Raw genomic sequence first — 15,127 nt, forward strand, 5'->3', positions numbered from 1 at the left:
GAACACTCCTCCTACGGTCACTTTCTTCAGGGAATATTACCGAGAGCTTGTACATTTAAGCCTCGTCCCCATCTGTCCGGGCATCACGACGCTCGCGGGTCTGCTCCGCCCTGGCCGCCAAATCAGCATCGCCGGGGTAATCAACACCTACCAGGCTGAGCCCACGCGCCTCTGCCACCGGGACCAACGGGGAACGCTTCCCTTCACTCAACAACTGTTCAGTGAATCCAACCGCACGTCGCCCCTCACCGACACTAAGGCAGGCCCCAACCAGTGAGCGCACCATAGACCAGCAGAACGCGTCGGCAGTCACATGGGCCTCGTACAGCTCTGGTTCTTCCCGCGTAGATACGTCGAACCACTGGAACCGCTGTAGATCTCTAGTGGTCGTCGCATGTGGCTTGTGTCGACAAAAAGCGGCAAAGTCATTGAGCCCCAGTAGGGCATCAGCCGCCACCTGCATGCGGTTGATGTCCACTGACCGCCGCCAGTGGGCCGTATCGCGAGCACGGGTAGGAAGCGGGCCACTGACGCAACTAGTGACGCGATAGACATAGTGCCGACGTAACGCGGAAAAGCGGGCATCGAAACCCGGGGGCGCAAACGAGGTGCCCCGAAGCGTCACGTCCGCGGGCAATAGTCGCGCTACACGACGAACCAAATTACTCGGGTCCCCTGCGATAGAACGTGTGTCTAAACAGGAGACAGGAACATCTGCGTGAGCCACCTGCCCGGAGGCATGAACACCGGCATCTGTACGACCGGCCACAGTCAGTTGCACGGGAGTGCGCAACACCTTCTCCAAAGTGGATTCCAACGTCGCCTGCACAGTCCGCACCGGTTCTCCAGTAGGCTTATCGCGCTGAGCAGCCCAACCATGGAAATCGGTCCCGTCATAGGCAATGTCAAAACGCAACCGAACCAGGTCGGAGTCGGTGCTCCCCATAGCGGCTCGATCGGGAGAATCGCACGGGGTATCCGGAGTCGTTGGAGTAAGTGATGTCACGGTTAACAGATTGTAGCCGGGACCCCGGATTAGATAATCAGCAGTTTCCACCGCAGGGTCTCCGTATTGCTCTCAATGTTGGTGCGTAATCCGTCGGTGTAACCGGAGGCAGAACTGGAGTCGGGCGCTATGCACCGTCGTCAAGCACAAAGAACCCCCGGAAGAGCGTTCAGATATGAACTGCTCAACGGGGGTTCAAAGCTGTGACGGTCAGAAGCCGTCAGCGAGGGGAATTACTCCTCCTCTGCAGCCTCAGCCTCAGTAGCCTCAGCCTCTTCGGCCTTTGCCTCTTCAGCCTGCTTGGAAGCAGCAGCGCGAGTTGCGCGAGTTGCCTCAGCAGTTGCGGTCTCTTCCTCAACCAGAGCAATCAGAGAGATCGGGGCATTGTCGCCCTTGCGGTTACCCAGCTTGATGATGCGGGTGTAGCCGCCGTCGCGATCAGCGAACTGCGGACCAATCTCGTCGAACAGCTTCTTAACTGCGTAGTTGTCGTTAAGCAGCTTTGCAACGTTGCGGCGATCTGCGAGAGTGCCGCGCTTTGCCTTGGTGATCAGCTTCTCAACGTACGGACGCAGCAGCTTGGCCTTGGTGTCGGTGGTCTTAATCTTGCCGTGCTCGATGAGCTGCTTCGCGAGGTTGGCCAGAATCTTCTTCTGGTGCGAAGCGGAGCCGCCGAGACGGGAACCCTGCTTAGGGGTAGGCATAGGTATCTCCTCGTTTTAATGAAGTCGCGTCGGTGAACTACTCGTCGTAGCCAGCGCTTGCGCCATCAGTCCAGTCAGCGTCATCGCCCGAGGCAGCGTCCAAATCAGCGACAGCAGCCGGGTCGAAGTTGTTCGGGGAATCCTTCAGAGCGAGGCCAAGCTCAGCGAGCTTCTCCTTGACCTCATTGATGGACTTGTCACCGAAGTTGCGGATATCCAGCAGATCCGACTCGGTACGAGCAGCGAGCTCACCGACAGTGTGGATCTCCTCACGCTTGAGGCAGTTGTAGGAGCGCATAGAGAAGTCCAGATCCTCAATCGGAGTCTGGTACGCAGCGACATCCTCAGCCTCGCGCGGGCTCGGGCCAATCTCGATGCCCTCAGCAGCCTCGTTCAGCTCACGTGCCAGACCGAACAGCTCAACCAGAGTCTTGCCTGCCGACGCCATCGCGTCGCGGGCGGTGATCGAGTTCTTGGTCTCGACATCGATGATCAGCTTGTCAAAGTCGGTGCGCTGCTCAACACGAGTAGCCTCCACCTTGTAGCTGACCTTCAGAACTGGCGAGTAAATCTGGTCCATCGGAATGCGGCCGATTTCGCCACCGGAGTTCGGGGTCGCCGGCACGTAGCCACGACCACGCTCAACGATCATCTCAATATCCAAGCGACCGGAATCATTGAGAGTAGCGATGTGGTGGTCCGGGTTATGAATCTCCACACCTGCTGGGCACTCAATGTCTGCAGCGGTCACCGCGCCTGCACCTTCGCGACGCAGGTAAACGGTAGCCGGCTCATCGAACTCGCTCGAGAGCACCAGACCCTTGATGTTCAGGATGATATCGGAGACATCTTCCTTCACGCCCGGGATAGTGGTGAACTCGTGCAGCACACCGTCAATGCGGATGCTGGTGACTGCAGCGCCCGGAATGGACGACAGCAACGTACGACGAAGGGAGTTACCGAGGGTGTAACCGAAACCCGGCTCCAGCGGCTCGATAACGAACCGGGAGCGAGAGGAATCAATGTAGTCCTCAGTCAGCGTTGGGCGCTGGGAAATGAGCATTTTCGAAAATCCTCCAGGTGGCGACCGCTATATGACGCCATAGGGAATGAATGGATGCAAGCGAAGTTGGTTATTACTTCGAGTAGAACTCGACGATCAGCTGTTCCTGAAGCGGAATGTCGATCTGTGCGCGTTCCGGGGTCTGGTGCACGAGGATGCGCAGGGACTCAGGAACAACCTGAAGCCATGCCGGGACGACAGCGTCGACCAGGTTCTCCTGTGCCTCTTCGAACCAAATCATCTTCTGCGACTTCGGGCGCACGTCGATGATGTCGTACTGGCTTACCTGGAAGGACGGCACGTTGATCTTCTTACCGTTAACGGTGAAGTGGCCGTGGGAAACCAGCTGACGAGCCTGGCGACGGGTACGAGCCAGACCAGCGCGGTAGACAACGTTGTCGAGACGCGACTCCAGCAGGACGACGAGGTTATCGCCAGTCTTGCCCGGACGACGGTGAGCCTCGGCGTAGTAGCGACGGAACTGCTTCTCCATCACGCCGTAGGTGAAACGTGCCTTCTGCTTCTCCTGGAGCTGGAGCAGGTACTCCGACTCCTTGATACGAGCGCGGCCAGCCTGCCCCGGAGGGTAGGGACGACGCTCAAAGTTCATGTCGCCACCGACGAGGTCGACGCGGAGACGACGGGACTTACGGGTTGCGGGACCGGTATAACGGGCCATTTCTGTTCTCTCCTTACCCTATTCCTAGACGCGACGACGCTTCGGCGGACGGCAGCCGTTGTGCGGCTGAGGGGTCACATCCGAGATCGAGGACACCTCAAGGCCAGCGGCCTGGAGGGAACGGATGGCGGTTTCGCGGCCCGAACCCGGACCCTTAACGAAAACGTCAACCTTCTTCATACCGTGCTCCATGGCCTTACGAGCAGCGTTCTCGGCGGCCATCTGAGCAGCGAACGGAGTGGACTTACGAGAGCCCTTGAAACCGACGTGACCAGAGGAGGCCCACGAGATAACAGCGCCCTTCGGGTCCGTGATGGACACGATGGTGTTGTTGAAGGTGGACTTGATGTATGCGTGGCCCTGAGCCACGTTCTTCTTTACAACGCGACGGCCGGTACGACGGCCGCGTGCGGACTTCGGAGCTGCCATGTTTTACTTCTTCTTTCCGGCGATCGTCTTCTTCGGACCCTTACGCGTACGAGCGTTGGTCTTGGTGCGCTGACCACGGACTGGCAGGCCACGACGGTGGCGCAGACCCTGGTAGGAACCAATCTCAATCTTGCGGCGGATATCAGCCTGAACCTGGCGGCGGAGGTCACCCTCGACCTTCCAGGTAGCTTCAATCACGTCACGCAGCGCAGCAACCTGCTCATCGGTGAGAGCGTCGGTGCGCAGATCCGGAGAGATGCCGGTCTTCTCCAGCAGCTCATTGGCACGGGCGGGGCCGATGCCATAGATGTAGGTAAGAGCGACCTCCATACGCTTGTTGCGTGGCAGGTCAACTCCAGCAAGGCGTGCCATACGGCAATTTCCTTCCGGTTGATGCGGTGGTTTACTCCACTGCCATCCTTCCCAGACCCGGCTTACTCGGTCGGACGCCGAGTCGCGCAAGTGTTATAGAAAGGCTCCAGCCACCGTTGCCGGAGGTATTCTCGCTTACTTCTGTGGAAAAGCTTTCATAAAGAACCGCCGCGCTAATCTGCTGAGACACCCGGTCTCAACATCACGCGGCCGTCACCAGAAGCAGCTAGGACGGTGGAGTTTCTGTCTAGTTAGTAAATAAGCCCATAACCACTACCAACAGTGGTCAGGTCGATTTACTTGTAGCGGTAGACGATTCGCCCACGCTCGAGATCGTACGGAGAAAGCTCCACTACGACTCGGTCTTCCGGGAGAATACGGATGTAGTGCTGGCGCATCTTGCCACTGATATGGGCGAGCACCTTGTGCCCGTTGTCCAGCTCCACTCGGAACATCGCGTTCGGCAAGGGCTCGACGACGCGACCCTCAACCTCAATTGCGCCTTCCTTTTTAGCCATGTCCTCCACGTCTCTCTGGTGGATACCCGGGACAACCCCGGCACCAGTTGGGAAATCTCTACTCTGCCTGGTGTTTTAGCAGTTGCGCGCAGGAATAGTCATCACTGCAGCGAAACTGCGCCCACACCATCGCCCAACTTTACACGCGACCTGCGTTTTTTACCAAATACGACCACTCTGGGGCCGCCTGCAAGCGACGGCAGGCGGATTCACCCCACGGGGACAGAGGCCATCGCGTCTCAAGTGGCAATATTCTGACCTTTCGCGTGGCCTCTCACGCACTAGTTATTCATATCGAGGAGTCAAAATACGGGGGCCGTCCGCCGTGGCGGCAACTGTGTGTTCCCAATGGGACGCCGGCATTCGATCAGCGCTGACGACCGTCCAGCCGTCGTCAAGCTCATCGCTACCCCACTCGCCGCCGAGAATGAGCATCGGTTCGATGGCCAACACGGAGCCTTCGACGATGCGGGGGCCCTTGCCTGCTTTGCCTTCGTTGGGGAGGAAGGGATCCATGTGCATCTCGCGCCCGATGCCGTGCCCGCCGTAGCCATCGACGATGCCGAGTTCAATATCGTGGCGCAGTTCAGCCTCACGGGTGGCCGTTTCAAGCGCATATGAAATATCGGTGAGGCGAGCACCCGGCACCATGGCCTTAATACCTTCGGCGAGGACCTCCGACGTCGCGATGTTTAGTTTTTCGACATCTTCACTCAGCTTTCCGACACCGAAAGTCAGTGCCGAATCGCCGTGCCAACCGTCCAAAATTGCGCCACAGTCAATCGAGACCAGGTCACCTTCGGATAGAACTGTGGCCGAGGACGGAATGCCATGGACGATAACTTCATTCACGGATGCACAGATAGATGCCGGGAAACCTTCATAACCAAGGAAAGATGGCGTTGCACCCGCATCGGTAATGACCTGATGCGCAATCTCATTGAGATCCGCCGTGGTCACCCCTGGCTTAGCGGAATCTCGGCAGGCTAGCAATGCACGACCGACGATCTCGCCGGCCGCTTGCATCGCATCCAGCTCTCCCTCGGTGCGGGCAGGAACTACTTTACGGCGGCGTCGAAAACTCATCACGCTGGTTGAGTCTACTCTGACTCAGAAAATAGCCACCGGCTAGCCGCATCCCACCACCTACGAAGGCACCGCTACCCCAGCCAGCACTTTGCTTCATGCATTTTTGCATCGCGTTGCATGGGAATTTTTATGGATGTTCATTCGTGACAGTTAATCCGCAATCGGATTGCTACCACTTCCGAGCAATTTACACCCAAAGATGAGCTGCCCTACGATAACTGGCATGCATTCACTGTTGAAGTCCACGCAGATTGGTGGCGTTGTTATTGCTGCCAGCTCGCTTTTCCTGATTGGCGCATGCTCAAGCAACCCCGAACCGTCGCCAGCGCCGACTGTCCCTTCCACTTCCCCTGCCTCGGAATCGCCGGAGGCCCCTGGAAGCACCTCGGGTTTCATGGGCACCTCTGCACTGCCTGAGTCAATCCAGAATTTCACTCCTGATGCTGTTAAGGAAGCGGTTGGCAGCTGCGTCGAGTCGGATGACTCTAAACCCGTCATTTTTGGCAGCGAGAGCGTACATGGCTTCACCTGCGTAATGGCTGTTGGCGACGGCGGCACTGCGATGCTCAGTACGGCCGAGGACCCGGCCACTGTCAGCCGGATTAATGAAAAGGCTGAGTCCGTCGAGAACTACGTGCCATACGAGCTACCCGGCAAGCACGCATTTAGCGGCGTCAACAAGGGCTCCCCTTTCGTTATGGTCATCGACGAGGATAACCGCATCTACCAGGAGTTTGTTTTCGCGAATATTGATGCCGAGGCCGCACAGCCCCTTATCGACGAAATCATTCAGGACTTCCAGTAGCCCCAACCTGCAGTTCAATCCAGGGAACTCACTCAGCATCACCGCTCCGCTGCCGTAACGCTCTGATTTCGCTACGGTCGGAGCGCTTCTGCTGTACTCGCCCCCAGAAGAGTCTTCACCTCCCGCCAGCGTTACCCCTACGCCTCACTATCGCCCGCCCCCTTCGTCATCCACGTCCGCACCGCACCCGCCCGCACCGTTGGGGTCAGCGTCATCCTTATCGCCTTGGTTACGCTTCGCCCCTTTTTGCCGAAGTATTCGCCGCAACCAACGTCCTGGGTTATCAAAAGCGTTTGAATCTTGATTCGAATTCCTGTTGCCCCCTTCCGATGAATCATTCGTCTTTCGGTCTTTTCCTGGCTCAATCCACACCACCCGTTCCGTTTCGACAGGCTCCCCTTCACACTCATCCGGCCGCAACGTCCACCAGGATTTGTCATTCGACCGACTGTCATCAATCTTTCGATGCGTACCGGGGTCAACAAATGTCAGATTTGAAATGTCCGTTGCCCCGCCCCTCGCCCAGGACTCAATATGATGCATATCGCACATAGCCGGTGGCGTAGCTTTGCCCGGCGCGGAAGATCCGCCCTCCTCGCCGCACAGCGCAAGGTACTGGGCCATCGTCCCTAGTCTCTGCGCTCGGCCAAGAAACAGACTCTGCCCCTTGTCTCCCAAAACCTGCAAGAATGAATTTCCGGCCACAACCTTCTCGATCGCCTCAGCGATTGACATTCGCACACCACCATCGCTGATTGCTTTCCCCGCCCCCGGCAGCTTCCAACCATCCGTGCCTTGCAGCTTTACGCCCGCTATTTTCGCGATATCCGAAATATGGGCGACAGTGACAACCGACGTGGTGCCCCGCACCGGCTTTAAGGTCGCACCTATCCCAAAACCGGCATCGACCGCAGCCTCAAGTGCATCATGAAACCGCTGCTCTGGAGCGCGCTCATCCTTAGCGCCTTCCTCCAAGAGTCCACCCGGCCGCCCGTAGTCAGCCTGCAACCTCTTCAGCATCGCCGCGAAGTGCGGCGTAATCAGCCCCGTCAACCGACTCATACCGTCGGCTCGCTGCGGTCCGATCTTCACTCCCCGCAGCCGCTGCCTGTCCTCATCCGTATATGGATCATCCAATCCCAACATCGCCCGCAGTCGATGTGACAGCGCACCCAAGTCGTCGACACGCACCTGTGTCACAACCTCACTGGCATGCTCATCCAAGGCCTGCGCCACCCGCGCATGTTCTGATTTCGGGAGACCTTTGACAGCTTTATCAATCTTTTGAACCGCATCCGCCCCTACGACCCCTTCGGATACCTTGTCCCGCAGAGCAGGCATTCTTTCATCATCGCTTTTCGACGAAAAAGGCTCCGCTTCCTTCCGGAGCCGCCCTAAACAACTAATTCGCTGACGAGCCTCCGCACGGGAAATATGAGACTCTTCCGCCAGCCAAGCAACTTTCCGATGATTCGATGAAGGTATCTCCGGCGCAAGCGCCGCCAAGTACTCCGCGTCAACTATGGCTAGGCGCTTCCGAGCCCTCTCAATCAATGCATAGGCATCTCGCATATGAACTGGTGATAAATCACCGAAGCTCTCCACAACTAACCGAGACAGAGCTTCGAATTGAGTTATCAAGTCTAATATCTGCGACACCGACAGTGCTTGATTCAGCCCCCTTGACGGCTCCTGACCTTGCGGTTGATTAGGTCGCATCATTCCCCTCCCCTCGAATCCCCTAGAAATCGCTTTCGCTTTTACTTCCCTAACTATCCCCTACTGCATACAAATATCGCACACCCATTCGGGTACGTCAATACTCTTTTTCGTATTTCTTTTCCCTTTTAGCTCCACACCATTCAAGCCAACTAGGCCCCTTCCCGAGCCCACTCAACACAAAAACCGCCCTTCCAAACCTCAACGGTTCGAAAGGGCGGCTTCAGTAACCATCTACTACAGGTCAAACCCATCGGCCCGACCAACGCAAAGTTGCCAGAGCACCAAATACCGGCACGCCAGGAGCTTAGTTCAGCTTCTCCAGCTCAGCCATCGTGCGCTCGTTAATCTCCTCAACGGATCCCTCAGCGGCAATCTTGATGATCTTCTCCGAGTAGTAATCCAGCAAAGGAGCGGTCTCATTGGTGTACACATGCATGCGGTTGCGGATGACCTCTTCAGTGTCGTCTGCGCGACCACGGGCCAGCATGCGCTCGACGACGACATCCTCAGAAACGTCGAACTGTACGACCGCATCCAGCTCAGTGCCGAGGTTGGACAGCAGACGCTTCAGCTCTTCTGCCTGACCAACAGTGCGTGGGAAGCCATCCAACAGGAACCCCTTGGCAGCGTCGTCCTCATTCAGACGGGACTCGACCATACGCACAGTCACGTCGTCCGGAACAAGGTTGCCGGCGTCGATGTAGGACTTCGCCTCAATGCCGAGCGGAGTGCCTTCACCGATGTTTGCGCGAAACAGGTCACCGGTGGAGATGTGCGGGACACCGAGCTTCTCCGAGAGGATAGCTGCCTGAGTGCCCTTGCCTGCACCGGGAGGACCTACAAGTACGAGTCGCATTACTTCAAGAACCCTTCGTAGTTACGTTGCATCATTTGGCTTTCAACCTGCTTGACCGTCGTCAGCGCAACACTGACCAGAATCAGCAGGGCTGTACCTCCAAACATACCGCCTGTACCGGAGTTCGCGTCGCCAAGCCCCATATCAAGAGCGACATTTGGCAGAACAGCAATCAGCGCCAGGTACAGCGAGCCGACAGTCAGCAGGCGAATCAGGACGTAGGACAGGTATTCAGCAGTCGGACGTCCCGGGCGGAAGCCCGGAATGAATCCACCGTATTTCTTCATGTTCTCCGCCTGCTCGTGCGGGTCGTACTGCACGGAGGTGTAGAAGAAGGAGAAGAAGATGATCATCAGGAAGAACAGCAGAATGTACTGCCAACTGGACGGCGCCAGCAGGTACTGAATGACATTGCGCTGCCACCAGTTGTCCATGTTCGGATTCGACTGACCGGACTGAACAATCTGGGTAATCAGAACCGGCACGTAAATCAGAGAGGACGCGAAGATGACAGGGATAACACCGGCCTGGTTCACCTTCAGCGGCAGGTAGGTGGAAGATCCGCCGTACTGGCGACGACCAACCATGCGCTTTGCGTACTGCACCGGAATACGGCGCTGTCCCTGCTCAATGAAAATAACGCCGATGATGAGAATCAGCACGGCAACAATCACGGTGGCGAACACGACACCGGTGGTGGAGCGCAGAATGTTCGCTCCCTGCGCCGGCATACCAGCGGCGATACCGGAGAAAATCAGCAGCGACATACCGTTGCCGACGCCTCGGTCAGTGATGAGCTCACCCATCCACATGACCAGCACGGCACCGGAGGTCATCACAACGACCATCACCACGAGGTCAAAGACACCCGCATCCTTAACCAGCAGCGACTGCGAGCCACCCAGCAGGGCACCTCGGTCTGCCATGGCCACAATGCCTGCAGACTGCAGCAACGCCAACGCCACTGTGAGGTAGCGGGTGTACTGGGTCATCTTTGTCTGACCCGACTGCCCTTCCTTCTTCAACTGCTCGAAGTGTGGAATCACCACCGTGAGCAGCTGGACGATAATCGAGGCCGTAATGTACGGCATAATGCCGATGCCGAAAATCGCCATCTGCAGCAGAGCGCCACCTGAGAACAGGTTAATCAGCGAGTAAACGCTGGACTGATCTTTCGAAATCTGCTCGAGCTGCGCGTTGACCAACTGGTAGTCGATACCAGGGGTTGGAATCTGCGAGCCGATTCGGTACAGAATGATCATCGTCAGAGTGAAGAAGATCTTCTTACGCAAATCGGGATCGCGCAACGCCGCAATGAGACCGGAAGCCACGTGCATCCTCCCGAGGTCAAGAAATCCGCTTCTCCCACGCTTTTCCCGAAAGACTTACCCGCTTATCCGCCAGTAGTCTCCCGTTTTAGTTAAGCAACGCGGATGACGTATTCCTCAAACCTTTAATTGACAGTATTTGACGTAGTGAGTCTACCAGCGTTTCTCCACATCGTCGCAATACACCTCCATATCACCGTTAGTACAGCGCCCCGCCAATCACCTCTTTTCGCTTGACGACGATCCCAGCGCCCCCTCCCCTCTGAGCCCACGCCCCCTCACTGTGCCTCACCCAATTTTCCCAGACAAAACTTGAACAGTGTTAAAGTTTTGCTCTGTGAGTACCTACAGCATCCGCATGCGATCCAGCGCCGATGGCTGCCATATCTCTGGCGCTGAGCGTCTTGCACCGGCCGTCGAACTACCTCAGCTGGCTTCTGCAATGACTAGCCGTGCACTTCACCACGACAAGGGTCGAGCCGACACAATTCACATCACTGTGGACAAGGTTGAAGAGTCGACTATCGGCACCGTGTCCGCGTTGACTCCCTTTCTAGAGTCGAACCCCAGCCCTGAGGACGCACGCAATCTCATTGCTCAACGCCTACACGCTGCAGGCATACAAGCAGCCGACATCGCCGTCGAAATGGCCTATTCACTCACAGGTCTCCGCGGTGCCGCTCTCATCGATGCCTCCTCCGGTGAACGGCTCGACCCAAATCCTGCCCGTGGTGTACGGGTTTCCACTTTTGATGCCATCTCGCACCCCAGTAAGGACTGCACCAAGGATCATTTTCACGAGGCGCTCATCCTCGCATCTAAGGTTCACAGCGCCCCGGGTATCGTCGCAGAAATCTGCCTCTCCGATGACCCCTTTTACACGCGGGGATATCTGGCGCTGGACGGAATCTTTCACCGTATCCCCAATATCAAGGACCACGGCAGCACTCTTGGTACTCGCATCTTCATCGTTGAACCCGGCACCGATATCCCCGAGCTAATCGATTACCTGGAGAACGCGCCGGTCTACGTCGAGCTCCCAGCTGACGCCAGTTCCTCGCCGGACGTGACCGCCCCCAACAGCGACCTCTCAGCAATCGCCGCCCAAAGGAACTCGGCCTGGGCCGCTGAAGGGCTTGCCCGCACACTGCGCACTTTCGAAACCGGACAACTGCCACACAGCCGAATTGACGGAACCGACTATCTACTGTTTTCTTCTTCGGACTACCTCGGCCTGTCCACGCACCCTGAACTCATCTCAGCTGCCACCGAGGCAATTGGACATTTCGGCACCGGGTCCGGCGGCTCTCGCCTGACCACCGGCACTAGCATCCACAGCGCACTTGAGAATGAACTGGCGCAGTTCTTCGGTTTCGACGATGCCGTTCTCTTTGCGACTGGCTACCAGGCGAACCACTCAACCATCGCTGCCATCGCCACCGCCGACGTGGAAATCTTCTCCGACGCCGCCAACCATGCTTCCATCATCGACGGGTGCCGCAATGCCCGAGCTAACGTCACGGTCTTTCCACATGCTGACTACCAGGCACTCGACCGTCTCCTCGCAGCATCGAGCGCCCGCCACAAGCTTGTCATCTCCGACTCCGTGTTCTCTATGTCAGGCGAGGTCATCGACGGCCCCGCACTCGAGCGCACCTGTCGCCGTCACAACGCATGGTTGATGCTTGACGACGCCCACGGCGTCGGCGTTATCGGAGAGCGAGGCCGTGGCACCGCAGCGCACCTGGGCATTCACCCGGACATTGTGGTCGGCACCGCGAGCAAGGCTCTCGGTGTCGAAGGAGGATACGTTCTCTGCTCCGCACCAGTTGGCGACCTGCTACGCAATCAAGCCCGTAGCTTCGTGTACTCAACGTCGATGAACCCCGGTTCCGTCGCAGCTATCCGCGCCGCGTTGAAGCAGTTGGAGGCTGGGGACGTCGTCAAGCGATTGCAGCGTAATATTGCGCGCGTCCGCTCCCTGGTTGACGCACAGTCAGACCCCGCATCTGCAATCATCCCACTGCCCGTTGGCGACGAGGCCGAAGCGATGGACGCCTCAGCACGGTTGGCGGAGCTAGGCGTGTACATACCTGCGATTCGCTACCCGACGGTTCCCCGTGGTGAGGCAATGTTGCGATTGACCATTACCGCGCTCCATACGGACGCTGACATCGACCGACTGGAGCAGGCTCTGCGCCACACCGGCCTGCTGTAAGCGGGCGGTTTGCGCTGCCCTCCCCTCCCCTTTCCTCCCCCTCAATACAAAAAGAGCTCTTAACCACTTGGGTTAAGAGCTCTTTTGTTAAAGCTTAAATGCTTTAGGCCTCAGTGACAGAGCCGCCTGCAGCCTCGATCTTGGACTTTGCGGAGCCCGAGAACTTGGTTGCGGTGACGTTGACGGAGACGTTGATGTCGCCGTCGCCGAGGACCTTCACCGGCTGGTTAGCGCGGACAGCGCCCTTTGCAACCAGGTCGGCGATGGTGACGTCGCCACCGTTCGGGAACAGACGCTCCAGATCCGAAACGTTGACCACCTGGAAGGTGACCTTCGCCGGGTTCTTGAAGCCCTTCAACTTCGGCAGACGCATGTGAAGTGGCATCTGGCCACCCTCGAATGCTGCCGAAACCTGCTTGCGGGCCTTGGTGCCCTTGGTGCCGCGACCAGCGGTCTTACCCTTGGAAGCCTCACCACGGCCGACGCGAGTCTTCTTCTTCTTAGCACCCGGAGCCGGGGCCAAGTCGTGGAGCTTAATTGGTTCGCTCATGGTTTACCTACTCCCCCGCTACTTCTTCAACCTCGACCAGGTGACGCACAACGTTCACGAGACCGCGCACAGCCGGAGTATCCGGGCGAACGGCGGAATCGTTGATGCGCTTCAGGCCGAGGGTGCGCAGCGAATCCTTCTGGTTCTGCTTGGTACCAGCGGTACCACGGACCTGGGTAATCTTCAGTGCCATGGAAATCACGCTCCCTGACCTGCGCGTGCGCGCAGCATACGTGCTGGGGTGACCTCTTCGAGGGACTTGCCACGACGTGCGGCGACCTCTTCAGGGCGAACCAGCTGCTTGAGGGCATCAACGGTTGCGTGAACAACGTTGATGGAGTTGTTGGTACCCAGCGACTTGGACAGAACATCCTGAACACCGGCGCACTCGAGAACCGGGCGGACAGCGCCGCCGGCAATCAGACCGGTACCCGGAGCAGCCGGGCGCAGCAGGACGATGCCAGCAGCGGTCTCACCCTGAACCGGGTGGGTAATGGTGCCAGCAATCATCGGGACGCGGAAGAAGTTCTTACGAGCCTCTTCAGCACCCTTCTGGATAGCTGCCGGTACTTCCTTGGCCTTGCCGTAGCCGACGCCGACCATGCCCTCGCCGTCACCGACGATGACCAGAGCGGTGAAGCTGAAGCGACGACCACCCTTGACGACCTTGGAAACTCGGTTGATAGTTACTACGCGCTCGATGTACTGCGAACGCTCGTCCTGCTGGCGACGGTCGTTACCGCGGCCACCACGACGGTTGTTGTTCTTGTTGTCAGCGGAGTTACGTCCGCCTTCGCGCTTATCGCGTTCCGACATCACGCATTCCTTCCGTTGGACTTGTAAGTGCGCATTAGAACTTCAGACCACCTTCACGGGCAGCCTCGGCCAGAGCAGCAACGCGGCCGTGGTACTGGTAGCCACCGCGGTCGAAAACGACCTTCTCGATGCCAGCATCCTTAGCGCGAGCAGCAATCAACTCGCCGACCTTGGCGCTCTTGGCCTTCTTGTCGCCCTCGAAGCCACGGAGATCTGCGTCCAGAGTGGAAGCAGCTGCCAGGGTACGACCGATGGAGTCGTCGATAACCTGAGCGGTGATGTGGCGGGAAGAGCGGTGCACGACGAGGCGCGGTGCCTCGGAGGTGCCGCGGACGTTCTTGCGCAAGCGTGCGTGACGGCGGGCGCGGGCGACACGACGACGAGTCGAGATGTCCTTGCCTACCGGGAGGCGCTTTTCGTTGGTGTTGCTCATTACTTACCCGTCTTTCCGATCTTGCGACGGATCTGCTCGCCATCGTAACGAATGCCCTTGCCCTTGTAAGGATCATCCTTACGCAGACGACGGATGTTAGCTGCGAGCTGTCCGACCTGCTGCTTATCAATACCTGTGATCGACAGCTTGGTGGTGCCGTCGACGTCGAAGGTGATACCTTCCGGTGCTTCGATCAGGACTGGGTGCGAGTAGCCCAGGGAGAACTCGAGGTCCTTGCCCTTCTTGGCGACACGGTAACCGACACCGAAGATTTCCATCTTGATGGTGTAGCCCTCGGTCACACCGACAACCATATTGTTAATCAGCGAACGGGACAGACCGTGCAGGGAGCGGCTCTTACGGTGGTCATCCGGGCGGTTGACCACAATCTCATTGTCCTTCAGCTCAACGGTAATTGGAGCCGGGATAGAGACAGACAGCTCGCCCTTCGGGCCCTTGACGGAAACGTCCTGGCCGTTGACCTGGGCAGTAACGTTTGCCGGGACAACGACAGGGTTCTTACCAATACGAGACATTGT

18 protein-coding genes and 1 pseudogene are annotated in these 15,127 nt (G+C 57.9%); 3 read left to right on the forward strand and 16 right to left on the reverse strand.

Features of this window, described 5'->3' with window-relative positions:
* Positions 1-55: 55 nt before the first annotated feature.
* From ADB08_RS00550 to map, 8 genes are all read right to left on the reverse strand, one after another.
* Complete coding sequence (locus tag ADB08_RS00550; protein WP_042388414.1) at positions 56-946, reverse strand: tRNA pseudouridine synthase A; 891 nt, start codon at positions 944-946, stop codon at positions 56-58.
* Between the two features lie 293 nt (positions 947-1,239).
* On the reverse strand, positions 1,240-1,710 hold the full coding sequence (gene rplQ / locus ADB08_RS00555) for a 50S ribosomal protein L17 (protein ID WP_016422080.1): 471 nt from the start codon (positions 1,708-1,710) through the stop codon (positions 1,240-1,242).
* A gap of 37 nt (positions 1,711-1,747) precedes the next feature.
* Entirely contained in the window at positions 1,748-2,773 is a 1,026-nt protein-coding gene (locus ADB08_RS00560) for a DNA-directed RNA polymerase subunit alpha (protein ID WP_016422079.1), read from the reverse strand.
* A gap of 73 nt (positions 2,774-2,846) precedes the next feature.
* Positions 2,847-3,452 (reverse strand): 30S ribosomal protein S4, encoded by a 606-nt coding sequence (gene rpsD / locus ADB08_RS00565; protein ID WP_005509964.1) that lies wholly within the window; start codon positions 3,450-3,452, stop codon positions 2,847-2,849.
* 24 nt (positions 3,453-3,476) lie between these two features.
* A complete protein-coding gene (rpsK, locus tag ADB08_RS00570) occupies positions 3,477-3,881 on the reverse strand; it encodes a 30S ribosomal protein S11 (protein ID WP_016422078.1) in 405 nt (134 codons plus the stop codon).
* Between the two features lie 3 nt (positions 3,882-3,884).
* The gene (rpsM, locus tag ADB08_RS00575) at positions 3,885-4,253 is read right to left on the reverse strand and encodes a 30S ribosomal protein S13 (RefSeq protein ID WP_005509836.1); all 369 of its coding nucleotides are present in this window, start codon (positions 4,251-4,253) and stop codon (positions 3,885-3,887) included.
* A 296-nt stretch (positions 4,254-4,549) separates the two neighbouring features.
* Positions 4,550-4,771 carry a translation initiation factor IF-1 gene (gene infA, locus ADB08_RS00580; protein WP_016422077.1) on the reverse strand — a complete coding sequence of 74 codons (222 nt, stop codon included), beginning with the start codon at positions 4,769-4,771 and terminating at the stop codon, positions 4,550-4,552.
* A gap of 285 nt (positions 4,772-5,056) precedes the next feature.
* Complete coding sequence (gene map / locus ADB08_RS00585; protein ID WP_049170000.1) at positions 5,057-5,857, reverse strand: type I methionyl aminopeptidase; 801 nt, start codon at positions 5,855-5,857, stop codon at positions 5,057-5,059.
* Positions 5,858-6,083: 226 nt separating this feature from the next.
* On the opposite strand from map, the gene ADB08_RS00590 reads away from it, so the two are divergent.
* Positions 6,084-6,665 carry a hypothetical protein gene (locus ADB08_RS00590; RefSeq protein ID WP_016422075.1) on the forward strand — a complete coding sequence of 194 codons (582 nt, stop codon included), beginning with the start codon at positions 6,084-6,086 and terminating at the stop codon, positions 6,663-6,665.
* Between the two features lie 147 nt (positions 6,666-6,812).
* Here the strand turns inward: ADB08_RS00590 and ADB08_RS00595 are convergent, their stop codons facing one another.
* The 3 genes from ADB08_RS00595 to secY all read right to left on the reverse strand — a co-directional run bounded on the left by ADB08_RS00595 (position 6,813) and on the right by secY (position 10,574).
* Complete coding sequence (locus tag ADB08_RS00595; protein ID WP_239659995.1) at positions 6,813-8,237, reverse strand: HNH endonuclease signature motif containing protein; 1,425 nt, start codon at positions 8,235-8,237, stop codon at positions 6,813-6,815.
* Between the two features lie 454 nt (positions 8,238-8,691).
* Positions 8,692-9,243, reverse strand: a complete 552-nt coding sequence (locus ADB08_RS00600) for an adenylate kinase (protein WP_005509947.1) — start codon at positions 9,241-9,243, stop codon at positions 8,692-8,694.
* Positions 9,243-10,574 carry a preprotein translocase subunit SecY gene (gene secY, locus ADB08_RS00605; protein ID WP_088611995.1) on the reverse strand — a complete coding sequence of 444 codons (1,332 nt, stop codon included), beginning with the start codon at positions 10,572-10,574 and terminating at the stop codon, positions 9,243-9,245. The genes ADB08_RS00600 and secY overlap by 1 nt, the downstream gene beginning before the upstream one ends.
* A 355-nt stretch (positions 10,575-10,929) precedes the next feature.
* Here secY and ADB08_RS11870 point away from each other — a divergent pair.
* Positions 10,930-11,589: pseudogene (locus ADB08_RS11870) on the forward strand (6-carboxyhexanoate--CoA ligase); the annotation flags it as partial.
* 48 nt (positions 11,590-11,637) lie between these two features.
* The gene (locus ADB08_RS11875) at positions 11,638-12,789 is read left to right on the forward strand and encodes an aminotransferase class I/II-fold pyridoxal phosphate-dependent enzyme (RefSeq protein WP_414630013.1); all 1,152 of its coding nucleotides are present in this window, start codon (positions 11,638-11,640) and stop codon (positions 12,787-12,789) included.
* A gap of 103 nt (positions 12,790-12,892) precedes the next feature.
* On the opposite strand, the gene rplO is transcribed toward ADB08_RS11875, so the two are convergent.
* From rplO to rplF, 5 genes are read right to left on the reverse strand one after another with little or no spacing between them, the layout of a single operon-like run.
* Complete coding sequence (gene rplO, locus ADB08_RS00615; protein ID WP_016422071.1) at positions 12,893-13,339, reverse strand: 50S ribosomal protein L15; 447 nt, start codon at positions 13,337-13,339, stop codon at positions 12,893-12,895.
* Positions 13,340-13,346: 7 nt separating this feature from the next.
* The gene (rpmD, locus tag ADB08_RS00620) at positions 13,347-13,532 is read right to left on the reverse strand and encodes a 50S ribosomal protein L30 (RefSeq protein ID WP_005509843.1); all 186 of its coding nucleotides are present in this window, start codon (positions 13,530-13,532) and stop codon (positions 13,347-13,349) included.
* A 5-nt stretch (positions 13,533-13,537) separates the two neighbouring features.
* Positions 13,538-14,155 (reverse strand): 30S ribosomal protein S5, encoded by a 618-nt coding sequence (gene rpsE / locus ADB08_RS00625; RefSeq protein WP_005510059.1) that lies wholly within the window; start codon positions 14,153-14,155, stop codon positions 13,538-13,540.
* 34 nt (positions 14,156-14,189) lie between these two features.
* The gene (gene rplR / locus ADB08_RS00630; protein ID WP_005510009.1) at positions 14,190-14,588 is read right to left on the reverse strand and encodes a 50S ribosomal protein L18; all 399 of its coding nucleotides are present in this window, start codon (positions 14,586-14,588) and stop codon (positions 14,190-14,192) included.
* Positions 14,588-15,124 carry a 50S ribosomal protein L6 gene (rplF, locus tag ADB08_RS00635; RefSeq protein WP_005509895.1) on the reverse strand — a complete coding sequence of 179 codons (537 nt, stop codon included), beginning with the start codon at positions 15,122-15,124 and terminating at the stop codon, positions 14,588-14,590. The genes rplR and rplF overlap by 1 nt, the downstream gene beginning before the upstream one ends.
* Between the last annotated feature and the right edge of the window lie 3 nt (positions 15,125-15,127).

Origin of the sequence: Corynebacterium sp. 239_CJEI, assembly GCF_001055995.1 — a bacterium.
GTDB classification, from domain to species: Bacteria; Actinomycetota; Actinomycetes; order Mycobacteriales; family Mycobacteriaceae; genus Corynebacterium; species Corynebacterium jeikeium_D.

Coding starts and splice junctions, on each gene's coding strand:
- ADB08_RS00550 (WP_042388414.1), bottom strand. CDS start 946: ATGGGGAGCACCGACTCCGACCTGGTTCGGTTGCGTTTTGACATTGCC.
- rplQ (WP_016422080.1), bottom strand. CDS start 1,710: ATGCCTACCCCTAAGCAGGGTTCCCGTCTCGGCGGCTCCGCTTCGCAC.
- ADB08_RS00560 (WP_016422079.1), bottom strand. CDS start 2,773: ATGCTCATTTCCCAGCGCCCAACGCTGACTGAGGACTACATTGATTCC.
- rpsD (WP_005509964.1), bottom strand. CDS start 3,452: ATGGCCCGTTATACCGGTCCCGCAACCCGTAAGTCCCGTCGTCTCCGC.
- rpsK (WP_016422078.1), bottom strand. CDS start 3,881: ATGGCAGCTCCGAAGTCCGCACGCGGCCGTCGTACCGGCCGTCGCGTT.
- rpsM (WP_005509836.1), bottom strand. CDS start 4,253: ATGGCACGCCTTGCTGGAGTTGACCTGCCACGCAACAAGCGTATGGAG.
- infA (WP_016422077.1), bottom strand. CDS start 4,771: ATGGCTAAAAAGGAAGGCGCAATTGAGGTTGAGGGTCGCGTCGTCGAG.
- map (WP_049170000.1), bottom strand. CDS start 5,857: ATGAGTTTTCGACGCCGCCGTAAAGTAGTTCCTGCCCGCACCGAGGGA.
- ADB08_RS00590 (WP_016422075.1), top strand. CDS start 6,084: ATGCATTCACTGTTGAAGTCCACGCAGATTGGTGGCGTTGTTATTGCT.
- ADB08_RS00595 (WP_239659995.1), bottom strand. CDS start 8,237: ATGCGAGATGCCTATGCATTGATTGAGAGGGCTCGGAAGCGCCTAGCC.
- ADB08_RS00600 (WP_005509947.1), bottom strand. CDS start 9,243: ATGCGACTCGTACTTGTAGGTCCTCCCGGTGCAGGCAAGGGCACTCAG.
- rplO (WP_016422071.1), bottom strand. CDS start 13,339: ATGAGCGAACCAATTAAGCTCCACGACTTGGCCCCGGCTCCGGGTGCT.
- rpmD (WP_005509843.1), bottom strand. CDS start 13,532: ATGGCACTGAAGATTACCCAGGTCCGTGGTACCGCTGGTACCAAGCAG.
- rpsE (WP_005510059.1), bottom strand. CDS start 14,155: ATGTCGGAACGCGATAAGCGCGAAGGCGGACGTAACTCCGCTGACAAC.
- rplR (WP_005510009.1), bottom strand. CDS start 14,588: ATGAGCAACACCAACGAAAAGCGCCTCCCGGTAGGCAAGGACATCTCG.
- rplF (WP_005509895.1), bottom strand. CDS start 15,124: ATGTCTCGTATTGGTAAGAACCCTGTCGTTGTCCCGGCAAACGTTACT.